We start from the raw sequence: 15785 nt of genomic DNA, 5'->3' as shown, positions 1-15785 counted from the left end.
GCGGCAGTCCCCTCTCCCGCGTTAGCGGGGGAGGGTTAGGGAGGGGGCATCGTCAGCCGACACCTATCCTCTCCCCCGCCACAATAATGACATAAGTCCCATTTTCGGACTATCATCCCCGCGCGCACCCATCCGCCAGTGCCGGGGAGCCTTGCCATGATCCGTTACGCCGAGTTGCAGGTCGCCACCAACTTCAGCTTTCTGGAGGGGGCTTCGCACGCTGACGAGCTGGCGATGACCGCGGCGGCGCTCGGGCTGGCGGCGGTGGGGGTGACGGACCGCAATTCGCTGGCCGGCGTGGTGCAGATGCATGCGGCGGCGAAGAAAGCGGGCATCCGGGCGCTGATCGGCTGCCGGCTGGACCTGACCGACGCCGACAGCCTGCTGGCCTACCCGACCGACCGCGCCGCCTATGCCCGGCTGTCGCGGCTGCTGACCCTGGGCAAGATGCGGGCGCCGAAGGGCGAATGCTTCATCGCCCGCGCCGACGTGCTGGCCCATGCCGAAGGCATGCTGTTCCTGCTGATCGGCCCCCACCAGCGCGCCGGCCAGTCTGCCGAGTCGTTCCTGCGCGAACTGCGCGCCTGGCGCGGCGGGCTGGCGCGCGGGCAGCTCTATCTGGCGGCGAGCCACCGCTACCAGGGCGACGATTCGCGGCGGCTGCACTGGCTGGCCGGGCTGGCGGAGGCGGAGGGGGTGCCGCTGGTCGCGACCAACGACGTGCTCTATCACGGCGCCGGGCGGCGGGCGCTGGCCGACGTGATGACCTGCATCCGCCACCACACCACCATCGACGAGGCCGGCTGGCGGCTGTCCGCCAATGCCGAACGCCACCTGAAGCCGGCCGTCGAGATGGTGCGCCTGTTCCGCGACCACCCCGACGCCGTCGCCAGGACGGTGGAGATCGCCGAGGCCTGCCGATTCTCCCTGGAAGAACTGCGCTACGAATATCCCGACGAGGTGGCCGAGGGCCGCGACCCGCAGGACACGCTGGTTACCCTGACCTGGGAAGGGGCTGCGGAGAAGTATCCGCCCGAGAAATTTCCAGGCGGAGTCCCCGACAAGGTCCGTGCCGCCGTCGAACATGAACTGGCCCTGATCGGGGAGCTGCGCTACGCCCCCTATTTCCTGACCGTCCATGACATCGTCCGATTCGCCAAGGGCCAGGGCATCCTCTGCCAGGGGCGCGGCAGCGCCGCCAACTCCGCCGTCTGCTATTGCCTGGGCATCACCGCGGTCGATCCCGCCCGCTTCGACCTGCTGTTCGAACGCTTCATCTCCGCCGCCCGCAACGAGCCGCCGGACATCGACGTCGATTTCGAGCATGAGCGGCGCGAGGAGGTGATCCAGTACATCTACAAAAAATACGGCCGCCACCGCGCCGGCCTGACCGCCACCGTTATCCGCTACCGCGCCCGCGGCGCGTTGCGCGAGGTCGGCAAGGCGATGGGGCTGTCGGCCGATCTGGTGGCGCGGCTGACCGGGTCGATCTGGGGCTGGAGCCGCGACGGCGTCGACGAGGAGCGCGCGCGCTCGCTCGGCGTCGACCCCGACGACCCCAGGCTCAAGCGCACGCTGGAGCTGGCTCACGAACTGATGGGCTTCCCCCGCCACCTGTCGCAGCATGTCGGCGGCTTCGTCATCACCCGCGGCCCGCTGTCCGACCTCTGCCCGGTCGCCAACGCGGCGATGGAGGATCGCACCACCATCGAGTGGGACAAGGACGACATCGACGCGCTGGGCATCCTGAAGGTCGACATCCTGGCGCTGGGCATGCTGACCTGCGTGCGCAAGGCCTTCGACCTGATCGAGCAGGTGCACGGGCAACGCTGGACGCTCGACAGCCTGCCCAAGGAGGACCCGGCGGTCTACGACATGCTCTGCCGCGCCGACAGCCTGGGCGTCTTCCAGGTCGAAAGCCGCGCGCAGATGAGCATGCTGCCCCGGCTGCGCCCGCGGAAGTTCTACGATCTGGTGATCGAGGTCGCCATCGTCCGCCCCGGCCCGATCCAGGGCGGCATGGTCCATCCTTACTTGCGCCGCCGCAGCGGGGCGGAGGACATCACCTATCCGATGCCGGCGCTGGAGCCGGTGCTGCACAAGACGCTGGGCGTGCCGCTGTTCCAGGAGCAGGCGATGAAGATCGCCATGGTCGGCGCCGGCTTCACCGCCGAGGAGGCCGACCGGCTGCGCCGCGCCATGGCCGCCTTCCGCAAGACCGGGCAGGTCCACCTGTTCCACGACAAGTTCATCGCCGGCATGACTGCCAGGGGCTGCGACCCCGCCTTCGCCGAGCGCTGTTTCCAGCAGATCGAGGGATTCGGCGAATACGGCTTTCCGGAAAGCCACGCCGCCAGCTTCGCGCTGCTGGTCTATGTCTCCGCCTGGATCAAGCGCCACCACACCGCCATCTTCGCCGCCGCCCTGCTGAACAGCCAGCCCATGGGCTTCTACGCCCCTGCCCAGATCGTCCGCGACGCGCGCGAGCATGGCGTGACGGTGCTGCCGCCCGATGTGAACCTGTCGGGGTGGGATTGCGCGGTGGAATGTTCTGGCGAATCCCCTCTCCCCCCTGGGGAGAGGGGGAAAAGCCTCCACCTCCGACTCGGCCTCCGCCTCATCAAGGGCTTCGCCGAGTCGCATGCCGACTCGATCGTGCTCTCCCGCGCCGGCGGCTACCGCGACCCCTACGACCTGTGGCGGCGCGCCCGCCTGCCGGTCGCGGCGCTGGAGAAGCTCGCCAAGGCCGACGCCTTCCGCTCCGTCGGGCTCGACCGCCGGGCGGCGCTGTGGGCGGTGCGGGCGCTGGGCGACCAGCCGCTGCCGCTTTTCGCCCGCCTGGACGGCCCAATGGCGGAAGAACCCGAGGCACCGCTGCCGGCCATGGCGCTGGGCGAGCATGTGGTGATGGACTACACCAGCCTGTCGCTGTCCTTGAAGGCCCACCCGCTGTCGCTGCTGCGCGACGGGCTGCCCGGCATCACCCCGGCCGAGCGGCTGGCCTGGACGCGCGACGGCCGGCGCCTGACCACCGCCGGCCTCGTCCTGGTCCGTCAGCGGCCGGGCAGCGCCGAGGGCGTCGTCTTCATCACGCTGGAGGACGAGACCGGAGTCGCCAATCTCGTCGTCATGCCCGACGCCTTCGAGACCTTCCGCCGCCCGATCATGACCGCCCGGCTGATGGCCGCCACCGGCCGGGTGCAGAACCAGGAGGGAGTCGTGCATCTGCGCGTGGAATCGTTGATCGACCTGACCCACCGGCTGTCCGAACTGACCGGCGAGGACCGGCCCGCAGCCGGACCATTTCCCAAGGGCCGCAATTTTCATTGAGGGCGCTGATTGCTCCTGACATCACGCTGTCAGGAGGGGGTGTGCTATCAAGGGGGTGTGCCGGCACGAACCACGAACATCCCTCCCCCCACTGTCAGGAGCCAATCCGATGAACATTCCGCACGTCGTCACCTGGTTCGAAATCCCGGTCACCGACCTCGCCCGCGCCGTCGGCTTCTACGAGACCGTCTTCGCCGCCAAGATGGTCCAGGAACCCTGCCCCAGCGGCATGACCATGGCCGTCTTCCCGGCCGAGGGCACCGCCGTCAAGGGTTGCCTGATCCAGCACGAGGCGTGCAAGCCCAGCGCCGACGGCACCACCGTCTACCTGAACGGCGGCGACGACCTGTCCGCCCCGCTGGCCCGTGCCGAGCAGGCCGGCGCCCGGATCGTCGTGCCGAAGACGCTCATCACCCCCGAGATCGGCTATTTCGCCCAGTTCATCGACAGCGAGGGCAACCGCGTCGGCCTCTATTCGATGCACTGACACGTCTGACCGGAGCCGCCGCCATGCGCCGCGCCGACCGCCTGTTCCAGATCGTCCAGCATCTCCGCAAGGGGCGGCTGGTGACGGCTGCCGAACTGGCGCGGTGCCTGGAGGTGTCGGAGCGCACCGTCTACCGCGACATGCGCGACCTCGCCTCCTCCGGCGTGCCGGTGGAAGGCGAGGCCGGCGTCGGCTATCTGCTGCGTGACGGCTACGACCTGCCGCCGCTGATGTTCACCCAGGACGAGGTGGAGGCGCTGGTGGTCGGCGCCCGCCTCGCCCGCGCCTGGGTCGGCGGCGCGCTGGCAGATGCCGCCGCCCGCGCGTTGGACAAGGTCGAGGCAGTGGTGCCCGAGGCGCGGCGGCGCGAACTGGCCGACAGCCGCGTCTTCGTCCCCGACTTCTCCTTCCCCGCCCCCTTGCGCGAGCGGATGGACGTGCTGCGTTGCGCCATCAACGCCAGGCGCGTCGTTCTGTTCGACTACCGGCGCGAGGACGGCACCCATTCCGCCCGCGCGGTCCAACCGCTGGGCCTGTTCTTCTGGGGCCGCGTCTGGACGCTGGGCGCCTGGTGCGAGCTGCGCGAGGAGTTCCGCAGTTTCCGCATCGACCGCATGGAAACCCTGCTGGCGCTGGAGCGCCGATTCGACGAGATCCCCGGCCGCGGCCTGGACGACTATCTCGCCCGCTGGCGCCAGGAGGGCTGCCCGCGCGGGTGAGGGGCGTCTGCGCCCCCTCCCTCCCACGCTGCCGCGTGGGTCCCTCCCTCCCCCGCCTTCGGCGGTAGAGGGGAAGAAAGCGGCAGTCCCCTCTCCCGCAAAGCGGGGGAGGGTTAGGGAGGGGGCATCCGCACGTCACTCCACCAGCTTGATCTCCGTCGTCGCCACGCCAGACGCCCCGACCGCCACCGCGTAGTCGTCGAACCCCGGCGGACCGAAGCTGCCGCGGGCAGAGCGGCTGAAGCCGTGCGGTTCGGCGGGGATGCCGAACAGGCCGGTGGCAAGCTCCCCGTTGTTGTCCAGGTCCTGGAAGGCGATCAGCCCATAGCGGCCGGCCGGCAGGTCGGGAAAGACCACCTGCAGCTCCGTCCCCAGCGCGGCGACGAAATAGCCCGCGCGCGGCCTCTTCGCCGCCTGCGCCTCGGCGCTGTCGAACAGCGCCACCATCACCTTGCCCTGATTGGGCTTGACGTTGCGGACGGTTGCGCGAAGCTCCCCCGCGGCGGCCGTCCCCGTGGCGGCCAGCGCCAGCAGAGTCACCGGGGCGACCATCCTTGCAGACCAACGCGCGACCCGACACCGAAACCTCATCCCCAGCCCTCCCCTGGCAGTCTCCGCCCGTTCCCTATGGCCGGCGCGTGCTGCGCCGCCGCCTGCCGTTGCTGGCGGCCTCCATCCTAGCATTGGCTCTGCTGGGACCGTTCGGCACCTTCCGTGAAATGGGCTTTGCCGTCCGGCTTGCCTACTGGGGCGGGCAGATCGTCAGCGGCTGGTCGATGTTCGAACTGGTGATTTTGGTCACCCGCCGCCTCCTGCCGAACCTGGAGCGCACATGGCCGCTGATGCTGGCTGCGGCCTATCTGACCGTCAGCATCCTGCAGACACTGGTTGTCGCCCTGCTGGAAAGCCGGCTGCGCGGCCAGGATTTCCTCACCCCCGCCGGGCTGGCCGAGATGTACGGCTATGTGCTGGTCATCACCACGCTGGTATCGGCTCTGCCCGTGTGGCTGGAGTTGCGCGACCATGGCGTCGTCGGCCACCAACCCTCCGCCCCTCCGCAAACGCCCTTCCCCGGCGGCGAGCCAGCCCCCAGCCGCCCCGCCCCCTTCCTCGGGCGCATTCCGGCGAAGCTGGGGCGCGATCTGCTGGCGCTGGAGATGGAGGACCATTACGTCCGCGTCCACACGGCGCTGGGCAGCGACCTGATCCTGATGCGGATGCGCGACGCGGTGGCGGAACTGGCGGGCATCGACGGCCGGCAGGTCCACCGGTCCTACTGGGTCGCAGCATCGGCTGTCGCGGCGGTGGAGCGCAAGCCGGACGGCAAGCTGTCGCTGCGCCTGACCAACGGCCTGCTGGTCCCGGTCAGCCGCACCCACGCGCCCTCGGTGCGCGCCGCCGGCTGGACCGAGAAAGCGGTCTCCTAAACGCCCCTAAACGCCCTCTCCGCGGAAGGGCCGCGACAGCAGCCCGTCGATGGTCTCGTCCAGCCCGGCGCCGCGGTTCAGGATGGCATCCACGGCGGCGCAGATCGGCATGTCGACGCCCAGCTTCGCCGCGAGCCCGACCACCGCGGCGGCAGTGTATACGCCCTCCGCCACCGAACGGCGCGCCGCCAGGATCTCGGCCAGCGACTTGCCCTCGCCCAGCGCCGCCCCCAGCGACATGTTGCGCGACTGCAGGCTGGAGCAGGTCAGCGTCAGGTCGCCCAGCCCCGACAGCCCCATCAGCGTCTCCGCCCGGCCGCCGAGCGCCAGCGCCAGCCGGGTGATCTCCGCCAGCCCGCGTGTGATCAGCGCGGCGCGCGCGTTGTCGCCCAGCCGCCGCCCCTCGACCACGCCGCAGGCGATGGCCAGCACATTCTTCACCGCCCCGCCGATCTGCGAGCCGACGACGTCGTCCGAGAGGTAGGGCCGGAAGGTACGGCTGCCCAGCGCGGCGACCAGCGCCGTGCCGAGGTCATGATCGGCGCAGGCCAGCGTCACCGCCGTCGGCAGCCCGCGCGCCACCTCCGCCGCAAAGGTCGGGCCGGACAGGATCGCCACCGGGTTGCCGGCCGGCAGCGCGGCGCCGACCGCCTCGCTCATCAGCGCGTGGCTGTCCAGCTCGATCCCCTTGGCGCAGACGACGACCGGCGCCCCCGGCTTCAGCAGCGGCGCCATGCCTGCGGTGACGCTGCGCGCATGCTGGGCCGGCGACACCAGCAGCACCGCGCCGCAATCGCCGAGATCGGCCAGCTCGCCGGTGACCCGCAGCGCGTCGGGCAGCGGCACGCCGGGCAGGTAATCGCGGTTCTCGCGGCGGATGCTCATCGCCTCCACCACCGCCGGCTCACGCGCCCACAGCAGCGTCTCGCGTCCGGCCCGCAACGCCGCCAGCGCCAACGCCGTTCCCCAGGCGCCGCCGCCGACGACACCGATGCGGTTGAGGGGGGAGGAGGGCACGGCACTCATGGCAAGTCTCTCACATCAATGAAACGACCACGCTCGTCTCCCCCTCTCCCCCCCGGGGAGAGGGTCGGGGTGAGGGGGATGCACAGGGAGGATTCATGGAAGAAGCCGAACCATCGCGCGTCGAGCGAATCCTCGCAACGCACCCCCCTCACCCTAACCCTCTCCCCGGGGGGGAGAGGGGATCTCTCCGGCGGGAGAGGGGACGTAAGGATGCGCTTCACGCCTTCACCCCCGCACCCACGCCTGCGCGCCCGATCACCGGCGCGGCGGTGGGGTCCAGCGGCCAGCGCGGACGGGGGGCGAAATTCAACGGGTCGCTCTCGCCCAGCCGGAAGCGTTCGATCCCGGCCCAGGCGATCATCGCCGCGTTGTCGGTACACAGGCGCAGCGGCGGCGCCACGAACGGCATGCGCTGCTTTTCCGCCAGGGTCGACAGCCGGCTGCGGATCGCCTTGTTGGCGGCGACGCCGCCGGCGACCACCAGGGCGCCGCCCTGCGGATGGTCCTCCTTGAAGCGGCGGATGGCGCGGGCGCAGCGGTCGGCCAGCACCTCCGCCACCGTCGCCTGGAAGGCGGCGGCGAGGTCGTCGCGATCGGCCTCCGACAAGACACCGCCCAACTCCTCCACATGCCGCCGCACCGCGGTCTTCAGCCCGGAGAAGGAGAAATCGCAGCCCGGACGCCCCAGCATCGGCCGCGGCAGATCGAACCGCGCCGGGTTGGTGGCGCGCGCCGCCGCCTTCTCCACCAGCGGCCCGCCGGGATAGCCCAGACCCAGCAGCTTGGCGGTCTTGTCGAACGCCTCGCCCACCGCGTCGTCGATGGTGGTGCCGAGCCGGCGGTAGCGCCCCACCCCCTCCACCGCCAGAAGCTGGCAATGGCCGCCCGACACCAGCAGAAGCAGGTAGGGAAAGGCGACGTCGTCGGTCAGCCGCGCGGTCAGCGCGTGGCCTTCCAGATGGTTGACGGCGACAAAGGGCAGCCCGCGCGCCGCGGCGATGGCCTTGGCGGTCATCACGCCGACGATGACGCCGCCGATCAGCCCCGGCCCGCCGGTGGCCGCCACCGCGTCGAGGTCGCCAAAGCCGATCCCGGCCTCGTCCATGGCGCGGCGGATCAGCCCGTCCAGATGTTCCAGATGGGCGCGGGCGGCGATTTCCGGGACGACGCCGCCATAGGGCGTGTGGTCGTCCAACTGCGACAGCACGACGTCGGCGCGGATTTCGCGCGCGTCGGTGACGACGGCGGCGGCCGTCTCGTCGCAGCTCGTTTCGATTCCAAGAACGATCATGGCGCCAAACTAGCCGCCTTGGCCGTCCGGGTACAGGATGGAGTTGCGGGCGCGCGGGCGCAGGAAAGCGGGCGCATGAAATTTGATCCGCCTCAATCTTATGTATGAGGGGCAGACGAATCCTTGCAAAGCTGCGCGGATCCCCTAGAACACGCCCTATGACGACCCACCCGCTCCGTATCGGGACGCGCGGCAGCCCGCTGGCGCTGGCGCAGGCCCACGAAACCCGCGACCGCCTGATCGCCGCCCATCCGCATCTCGCCGCCCCCGGCGCCATCGAGATCGTCGTCTTCAAGACCACCGGCGACCGCATCCTCGACCGCACCTTGGCGGAAGCGGGCGGCAAGGGCCTGTTCACCAAGGAGCTGGAGGAGGCGCTGTTCGACGGCCGCGCTGATCTTGCCGTCCATTCGATGAAGGACGTGCCGACCCAGCTTCCCGACGGGTTGGAGATCGCCACCCTGCTGCCGCGCGAAGACCCGCGCGACGCCTTCTTCGCCCGGTCCGGCGGCGGTCTGGCCGATCTGCCGGCCGGCTCCGTGGTCGGCACCGCCGGCCTGCGCCGTCAGGCCCAGGTGCTGGAACTGCGCCCCGACCTGAAGATCTTCCCGCTGCGCGGCAACGTGCAGACCCGCCTGTCCAAGCTGGACGCGGGCGAGGTCGACGCCACCCTGCTGGCGCTGGCCGGCCTGCGCCGTCTCGGCCTGACCGACCGCATCACCGCGGTTCTGGAGCCGGAAACCATGCTGCCGGCAGTGGCCCAGGGCGCCATCGGCATCGAGATCCGCAGCGACGACGACGCCACCCGCGCCCTGCTGGCTCCGCTGAACTGTGCGGAAACCATGGTCCGCGTCACGGCGGAACGCGCGCTGCTTGCCGCGCTGGACGGCTCCTGCCGCACGCCCATCGCGGCGCTGGCGATGCTGGACGGCGACGACCTGCACCTGCGCGCCAAGGTGCTGTCGACCGACGGACGCGTCATCTTCCGGGCGGAACGCCGCGGCAAGGCGGCAGAGGCCGAGTCGCTGGGCACCGACGCCGGGGCCGAGATCCGGGCGCAGCTGCCGCCCGATTTCTTCGCCGCGGCGCCGCACTGACCGCCCCTCCGGCCGGGTTTTCCGCATGACGGGAAAACAGTCTCAGTCCTCTTCCGCCCTCCGCCGTACGCGTCTTCTGGTGACCCGCCCGGCGGAGGATGCCGAACCGCTGGTCCGCCGGCTGGAGGCGCTCGGCTTCGCCACGGCGGTGGAGCCGATGCTGTCGATGGTCTGGCTCGACGGACCGGAGCCCGACCTGTCCGACGTACAAGCCCTGCTGTTCACCAGCGCGAACGGCGTACGCGCCTACTCCAAACGTACGAGCCGGCGCGACCGTCCGGTGCACGCCGTCGGCGACGCCACGGCACGGGCGGCGCGGGCGGCCGGCTTCGCGCAGGTCGACAGCGCGTCGGGCGATGTGTACGCACTGGCCGAACATGTCCGCCGGTTGCGCGATCCGGCCGCCGGTACGCTCCTGCATGTGGCCGGCAGCAAGGTGGCGGGCGACCTCGCCGGCCTGCTGGGAGCGGCCGGGTTCACGCTGCGGCGCAGCGTGATGTACGATGCCGTACCCGCGTTAACCCTGTCGGACGAGACCGCGACATTTTTGCGTACGTCGGCGCTCGGCGGCGTGTTGTTTTTCTCTCCCCGTACCGCCGCATCCTTTGTTAGGCTGCTGGCCGAGGCGGGGCTGGTCGATTGTTGTCGTACGGTCGATGCGTTCTGCCTCAGCCCCGCGGTCGCGGAGGCTGCCCGTGCGTACGGCGACCAGGGAGTGACGCCGTGGCGAAGCGTACGGGTGGCGGCGCGGCCGGAGCAGGACGCCCTGCTCGATCTGTTGCCGGTCGCCGGATGAACCCGGCGCGGTCCGGCCGTACGGCTTACACCCCCGGTGCTTCCGGGTGGGTGCGTCAGCCGTACGGGGGACGAGGGGGACCGGTCAGGGGGCTGTGACGTTAAAACGAACAACAGCGAACCGAAGGTACAGCCCATGACCTCTCGTCCAGGCCCCGAACGCCCCGGCACCGACCGTGACGGCGACGGCGCCAGCACCGGCAATGCGGCGGTCGACCGCATCGTCGAACGTTTCGGCGGCATCCGCCCGATGGCCCACAAGCTGGATACCCCGGTGACGACGGTCCAGGGCTGGAAGAAGCGGGGCGCGATCCCGCTGGCCCGCCATGCCGACCTGCGCACCGCCGCCGCCAAGCACCGCATCAAGCTGGATGACGCCGACCTGGACGCGGCAACCCCCAGCGAGGACCGGCAGACCGACGCCTCCGCCGCGTCCGTCATCACCCCGGCCGCCACGACCGCCACGACTGTCGACGCCGCTCCGGTGGTGGAGCCGGTTCCGACCGCTTCCCCGGCCGACACCATCCCCGGCGCCGACACCCCGGCGGCCGACACCCCGGCGGCCGACACCCCGGCGGCAGGCCAGACCATCGGTGCCGCGACCGAACTGCAATCGTCCGACGCCCTGATCCCGCCGGCCACGCCGATCGGCGCGACCGACAGCCTCGCCGATGCGCCGAAGGGCGACGCGGAGAAGGTCGAAGCGGCCAAGGACGATGCCATCAAGTCCGACGCGTCGAAGACCACCACCGGCAGCTGGACGCCGTCCGGCACCAGCGGCAGCGCGGGCTACAGCCGCAGCGCCGATGCCGAGCCGGCGCGTCCGACCATCGCCCCCAGTATCTCGCCGACACCGTCCTACATCGACGAGCCGCGCTCCGGCGGCGGGTTCGCCACCGCCCTGTCGGTGGTGGCATTGCTGGTCGGCGCCGCCGCCCTGTCGGAGCCCTGGTGGGGTCCCGCCCTGCCCGGCTGGCCAGCCACCTCGGCACCCACCGCCTCCAGCACTGCGTCGGCTCCGGCCGATCCGGCTCTGCGCGCGCAGATCCAGCAGCTGGCCGACCGTGTCGGCAAGCTGGAGCAGCGTCCGGCCGCCGCCGGCAATGGCGGCAGCGTCGACGTCTCGGCCCTGACCCAACGGATCGACGCGCTGGAGAAGCGCCCGGCCGCCGACACCGGCGCCGCAGATGCCCAGAAGGCGCAGGCTGACCGCCTCGCCGCGCTGGAGCAGAAGATCTCCGCCGTCTCCGGCAACACCCAGGCGGCACAGGAACTGCGCAGCGAGGTCGACCAGCTGAAGCAGCAGGTCACCAGCGTCAACAAGGCCATCAGCGAGCGCCAGGACGCCGCCACCACCGCCCAGGCGCTGGTGCTGGCCGCCGGGCAGCTGCGCGCCTCCCTGTCGGGCGGCCAGCCGTTCCAGCAGGACCTGCAGGCGGTCCGCGCCCTCAACATCTCCGACGCTGGCGTGACCCAGCCGCTCGACGCCGTGGCGCCCTATGCCGCCAAGGGGATCCCGACCCGCGCCCAGCTGACCGACCGCTTCCAGCCGCTGGCCGGCGAGATCGTCCGCGCCGACATCCGCGGCGAGGGCAAGAGCTGGATCGACACCGCGGTCGGCAAACTGTCCACCCTGGTCACCGTGCGCCAGGAGGGCGGCGGGGTGGTCGGCACCACCGCCACCGCCATCGTCGCCCGCGCCGAGGCCGCGCTGAACGAGGGCAACCTCGCCAAGGCGGTTGAGGAGCTGTCGGCCCTGCAGGGTCCGGCGGCGCAGACCGCCGCCCCGTGGCTGGCCGACGCCAAGGCGCGTCTGGCCGCCGATCAGGCCGCGCGCCAGCTGAACGACCGCGCCATCGCCCTGATGACCACCGCCGCCGGCGGGAAGGGGACGGCCCAATGATCCGCGCCCTCTGGTTCCTTCTGAAGGTCGCGGTGGTCATCGCCGCCGCGATCTGGCTCGCCGACCGTCCCGGCACCGTAAGCGTCCATTGGCTGGGCTATGCCGTCGAGGCGCCCTTCTGGGTCGCCCTGCTGGTCACGATCGTGGCGCTGGGCATCGCGGCGCTGGGGTATCGCCTGATCCGCGGGCTGATCCGCACGCCGTATCGCATCCGCCGCCACAGCCGGGTCCGCCGCCGCGAACGCGGTTACCGCGCCCTGACCCAGGGCATGGTCGCCATCGCCGCCGGCGACGCGCAGACCGCGCGCAAGATGGCGCGCAAGGCCGACGGGCTGCTGAACGAGCCGCCGCTGACCATGCTGCTGTCGGCCCAGGCCGCCCAGCTGCAGGGCGACGAGCGCGCCGCCCGGGAATATTTCACCGCCATGCTGGAGCGGCCGGAGACGGCCTTCCTCGGCATGCGCGGGCTGCTGACCCAGGCGATCAAGTCGGGCGACCGGGTGGAGGCACTGACGCTGGCCCGCAAGGCGCGCGGGCTCCAGCCCAACACGCCCTGGCTGCTCGGCACGCTCTATGACCTGGAGGCGCAGGCCGGCGACTGGGCTGCCGCCGAAGGCACGCTGCAGCAGGCGATCCAGGCCGGGGCCATCCCGACCGACGAGGGTCGCCGCCACCGCGCCGTCCTGCTGCTGGAGCGCAGCTTCGAGGCGGAACGCCGCGGCCGTGCCGACGCCGCCCTGTCGCACGCCCAGGCGGCGCACGACATGATGCCGGGCTTCGTCCCCGCCGCCGTCCGTCTGGCCCGCCTGCAGCTCGCCGCCGACCGGCTGAAGCCCGCCGCCAAGGTGGTGGAACGGGCGTGGCGTCAGTCGCCGCACCCGGAACTGGCCGACATCTACCGGACCATCGTCTCCAGCTATGACACGCTGACCCGCGTCCGGCTGTTCCAGAAGCTGGTGCGGCAGGCCCCGGACTCGGCCGAATCGCACCTCGCCGTCGCCCGCGCCGCCATCGACGCCCAGCTGTGGGGCGAGGCGCGCCAGCACCTGAACCGCGCCATGGAGATCGGCCCCACCCGCCGCACCTACCGCCTGATGGCCGAGCTGGACCGCGGCGAGCGCCACGACGAGGACGCGGCGAAGGATTGGCTGGCCAAGGCCGCCAATGCGCCGGAGGATCCGGTGTGGACCTGCAGCTCCTGCGGGGCGGTCAGCCACAACTGGGGTGGCCTGTGCGGCCATTGCGGCGCCTTCGACACCCTGACCTGGAAGGCTCCGACGGTCGCCGTCCCGGTGATGGAACCGACCGACCTCCCCCCGGCGCTGGCCCGTCCGGCCACGGCGTGAGAGTTACCCGCTAAAGATCCCCTCTCCCGCCCCGGGAGAGGGAGGGGCCCGCCGAAGGCGGGAGGGTGAGGGGCGATGTGGGCATGGATTTCCGATCCTTGTCCCACCCCTCACCCCTCCCAAGCTTTGCTTGGGTCCCTCCCCTCTCCCGGGGCGGGAGAGGGTTTTTCTATTACCGCATCCCCTCCGGCCCGACGCGGTCGAGGGGCAGTTCCTTCATCGCCAGCAGCCGGTCCAGCAGGCGGCCCCCAGCCGGGGCGTTGGCCGCCGGTGGGGCGGCGGCCCTGGCGGCGCTGGCGATACCGGCGGGCGCCGCAACCGGCGCCGCATTTTCCAGCTGCGTGCGTTCGATCCGGTATTCGCCGCCGGATAGGCTGTTGACGATCTGCTCCTTCGGCGACGGGCCGGCCACCACGTTGCCATCGGCGACATTGCCGTGCATCAGTCCGTTCTTTCCGGCGCTGGGCACCCATTCCAGCCGCAGGAAGCGGTCCTTGCCGTCGTTCATCACCGTGATGTTGTCCGACACCCGGTTGTTGTCGCCGCCATGCAGGAAGATCGCCGCCATGCCGGTGTTCTCCAGCAGGTTGCCCTGTACCGTCACGCCGCTGGTCATGTCGTCCAGATAGATGCCGAACCCCTTGTAGCGGGCCAGCCAGCGCCCCTGCGCGTCGGTGGCGAGGCCGCCGGTGTCGCGGATGTCGTTGAAGCGGATGATGCTGCGGGTGTCGTTGCCGCTGCGGCCCAGCATCTCGATGGCGCCGGCGTCCGCGGTCTGGCGCGAGGTGTCGCGGATGCGGTTGAACTCGATGGTGTTGTCGCTGTTCACCGTCTGCGGGTTCCAGTTCTTGATCGAGATGCCGTAGCGGGCCGACCGGCGGATGTCGTTGTGGGCGATCAGCGTGTTGCGGATGCCGGCCCCCATCACGCCGCCGCTGAAGAAGCGCACCTCGCCGATGTCGCTGATGCGGTTGGCGAGGATGCGGTTGTCGCTGCTGCCCGGCGCCAGCACCACGCCGGAGCGGCCGAGATGCTCCATACGGTTGCCCGACACCTCGCTTCGGCCGGCGCCGTCCAGCATCACCGCGGTGCCGACCAGCAGGAAGCGGTTGTCGGCGATCCGCATACCGCTGCCGCCCTTCACCAGCACCGCGTTGCCGTCCCACGGCACATCGGTGAAGGTCAGCCCCTGCACCGTCACGTTGCGCGCGTTGTCCAGCCGCAACAGCGCCGGCTGCCGCGCCACCACCAGCTCCGCCCCGGCGCTGTCCAGCCCGGTCGGCGGCTTCACCAACAGGCGCTTGGCCTTGGCGTCCCAGGCGAACTCACCCGGCCGCGTCAGGAAATCGGGATGGCCGAGCAGCCGCACGGTCGAGCCGTCGCGGTAAGGATACTGCCCGTCGCCGCCAAGGGTCAGCAGCCCGTTCGGATCGGCCGACGCCACGTCCAGCAGATCGTCGGACAGCCGCTCCCGGTCCAGCGCCTGCGCCCGCACCCCCGGCCCGGCCCAGCCGGACTTCAGCACGCCGGGGGGCAGCCGCATCTGCCGCTTGCTCCCCTGGCTCTTGGGATCGGACTGCACCGCCTTGGCCGGGAACCAGCCGCTGCGCGGGTCGCCGGGATTGAAGTCGCCGCTGCGCGCGGCGTCCAGGCGCAACCTTTCACCGGGGCCGCCGATCGAGACATCCAGCCCCGGATCGCGCGCCAGCGGGGCGGACAGCAGGCCGTTCGCCAATTGCGCCCCACCCACCGTCTCGCCGCCGGACAGCACCGGCTGCTCCCCCTCCACCGCGGTCAGCCGCAGCCCCGGCAGCGAGCCGTCCACCACCAGCGGCGCCGTCAGCCGATAGGTCCCGCCATGCAGCCGCACGGTCGCCGGGCCGTTGCCCTTGGCGGCGGCCAGCGCACGGGCCGGGGTGGCGAAGGGACCGTCGCGCCCGTCCGCCGACGGCTGGGACAGGCGTCCCGACCAGCGGTCGTTGCCACTGGGAGACACATAGAAGGTCGTTTCGGCGGAACTGGTCTGTGCCGCCACCGCCGGCCCCCAACCGGCGGCGGCAAACAGAAATGCAGATGTCAGCAAAATCCGAGGCAGGATTTGGGCCGCTCCACTCCGATGACGAGGCTGGGAACGGAACATGGGAGAACCTCCTCCAAAACAACGGCGAAGCCGCCGAAGGAGGGAGACTGACCCAGCCCCGCCGCACCGGCAAAAGCGCGAAGGGGGTGTGCGGGTGCGAAGGGGCCACGCCCTCTGCCCCCCTGCCGGACCGGGACGGGGCGTATAGGCTGACTTTTCATCCTAGCCTGACCGGCCGGTCGTACCCGCTTGCCCGCGGGCCGCGCACCCCGTGCAGGCGCAGC

The 15785-nt window shown here is 71.2% G+C and carries 12 protein-coding genes; 8 read left to right on the top strand and 4 right to left on the bottom strand.

Annotated elements, in window-relative coordinates; all coding sequences use genetic code 11:
* Positions 1–156: 156 nt before the first annotated feature.
* The 3 genes from FZ029_RS19695 (at position 157) to FZ029_RS19685 (ending at position 4536) form a co-directional block, all read left to right on the top strand.
* Positions 157–3330 (top strand): error-prone DNA polymerase, encoded by a 3174-nt coding sequence (locus FZ029_RS19695; RefSeq protein ID WP_149271210.1) that lies wholly within the window; start codon positions 157–159, stop codon positions 3328–3330.
* A 109-nt stretch (positions 3331–3439) separates the two neighbouring features.
* Positions 3440–3817 (top strand): VOC family protein, encoded by a 378-nt coding sequence (locus FZ029_RS19690; RefSeq protein WP_109051944.1) that lies wholly within the window; start codon positions 3440–3442, stop codon positions 3815–3817.
* Between the two features lie 23 nt (positions 3818–3840).
* Positions 3841–4536: a YafY family protein gene (locus tag FZ029_RS19685; protein ID WP_149271208.1), complete on the top strand. Its 696-nt coding sequence runs from the start codon at positions 3841–3843 to the stop codon at positions 4534–4536.
* A gap of 135 nt (positions 4537–4671) precedes the next feature.
* On the opposite strand, the gene FZ029_RS19680 is transcribed toward FZ029_RS19685, so the two are convergent.
* Positions 4672–5076 carry a DUF2141 domain-containing protein gene (locus tag FZ029_RS19680; protein WP_211104178.1) on the bottom strand — a complete coding sequence of 135 codons (405 nt, stop codon included), beginning with the start codon at positions 5074–5076 and terminating at the stop codon, positions 4672–4674.
* A 14-nt stretch (positions 5077–5090) separates the two neighbouring features.
* Between FZ029_RS19680 and FZ029_RS19675 the strand changes: the two genes are divergently transcribed.
* Positions 5091–5963, top strand: a complete 873-nt coding sequence (locus tag FZ029_RS19675; protein WP_247892406.1) for a LytTR family DNA-binding domain-containing protein — start codon at positions 5091–5093, stop codon at positions 5961–5963.
* A 6-nt stretch (positions 5964–5969) separates the two neighbouring features.
* Here FZ029_RS19675 and FZ029_RS19670 read toward each other — a convergent pair whose 3' ends face one another.
* Positions 5970–6989, bottom strand: a complete 1020-nt coding sequence (locus tag FZ029_RS19670) for an NAD(P)H-dependent glycerol-3-phosphate dehydrogenase (protein WP_149271204.1) — start codon at positions 6987–6989, stop codon at positions 5970–5972.
* Positions 6990–7206: 217 nt separating this feature from the next.
* Positions 7207–8280: a tRNA (adenosine(37)-N6)-threonylcarbamoyltransferase complex transferase subunit TsaD gene (gene tsaD, locus FZ029_RS19665; protein ID WP_149271202.1), complete on the bottom strand. Its 1074-nt coding sequence runs from the start codon at positions 8278–8280 to the stop codon at positions 7207–7209.
* A gap of 158 nt (positions 8281–8438) precedes the next feature.
* Here tsaD and hemC point away from each other — a divergent pair, with 158 nt between their 5' ends.
* From hemC to FZ029_RS19645, 4 genes are all read left to right on the top strand, one after another.
* Complete coding sequence (gene hemC / locus FZ029_RS19660; RefSeq protein WP_149196759.1) at positions 8439–9377, top strand: hydroxymethylbilane synthase; 939 nt, start codon at positions 8439–8441, stop codon at positions 9375–9377.
* Between the two features lie 25 nt (positions 9378–9402).
* Positions 9403–10173, top strand: coding sequence for a uroporphyrinogen-III synthase (locus tag FZ029_RS19655; RefSeq protein ID WP_149271200.1), 771 nt, complete (start codon positions 9403–9405; stop codon positions 10171–10173).
* A 135-nt stretch (positions 10174–10308) separates the two neighbouring features.
* Positions 10309–12075, top strand: coding sequence for a mitofilin family membrane protein (locus tag FZ029_RS19650; RefSeq protein WP_149271198.1), 1767 nt, complete (start codon positions 10309–10311; stop codon positions 12073–12075).
* Positions 12072–13421 (top strand): heme biosynthesis HemY N-terminal domain-containing protein, encoded by a 1350-nt coding sequence (locus FZ029_RS19645; RefSeq protein ID WP_149271196.1) that lies wholly within the window; start codon positions 12072–12074, stop codon positions 13419–13421. Before FZ029_RS19650 ends, FZ029_RS19645 begins: the two co-directional genes overlap by 4 nt.
* 172 nt (positions 13422–13593) lie before the next feature.
* Here the strand turns inward: FZ029_RS19645 and FZ029_RS19640 are convergent, their stop codons facing one another.
* Positions 13594–15456 (bottom strand): right-handed parallel beta-helix repeat-containing protein, encoded by a 1863-nt coding sequence (locus FZ029_RS19640; RefSeq protein ID WP_247892405.1) that lies wholly within the window; start codon positions 15454–15456, stop codon positions 13594–13596.
* Positions 15457–15785 lie beyond the last annotated feature (329 nt).

Source organism: Azospirillum sp. Sh1 (assembly GCF_008365135.1).
In the GTDB taxonomy this organism is placed as follows: Bacteria; Pseudomonadota; Alphaproteobacteria; order Azospirillales; family Azospirillaceae; genus Azospirillum; species Azospirillum oryzae.
This window is presented reverse-complemented; position numbering and strand designations above follow the sequence as displayed.

What these genes read in the sequence shown, in the direction of transcription:
- FZ029_RS19695 (WP_149271210.1), top strand. Translation starts at nt 157, where the DNA reads ATGATCCGTTACGCCGAGTTGCAGGTCGCCACCAACTTCAGCTTTCTG.
- FZ029_RS19690 (WP_109051944.1), top strand. Translation starts at nt 3,440, where the DNA reads ATGAACATTCCGCACGTCGTCACCTGGTTCGAAATCCCGGTCACCGAC.
- FZ029_RS19685 (WP_149271208.1), top strand. Translation starts at nt 3,841, where the DNA reads ATGCGCCGCGCCGACCGCCTGTTCCAGATCGTCCAGCATCTCCGCAAG.
- FZ029_RS19670 (WP_149271204.1), bottom strand. Translation starts at nt 6,989, where the DNA reads ATGAGTGCCGTGCCCTCCTCCCCCCTCAACCGCATCGGTGTCGTCGGC.
- tsaD (WP_149271202.1), bottom strand. Translation starts at nt 8,280, where the DNA reads ATGATCGTTCTTGGAATCGAAACGAGCTGCGACGAGACGGCCGCCGCC.
- hemC (WP_149196759.1), top strand. Translation starts at nt 8,439, where the DNA reads ATGACGACCCACCCGCTCCGTATCGGGACGCGCGGCAGCCCGCTGGCG.
- FZ029_RS19655 (WP_149271200.1), top strand. Translation starts at nt 9,403, where the DNA reads ATGACGGGAAAACAGTCTCAGTCCTCTTCCGCCCTCCGCCGTACGCGT.
- FZ029_RS19650 (WP_149271198.1), top strand. Translation starts at nt 10,309, where the DNA reads ATGACCTCTCGTCCAGGCCCCGAACGCCCCGGCACCGACCGTGACGGC.
- FZ029_RS19645 (WP_149271196.1), top strand. Translation starts at nt 12,072, where the DNA reads ATGATCCGCGCCCTCTGGTTCCTTCTGAAGGTCGCGGTGGTCATCGCC.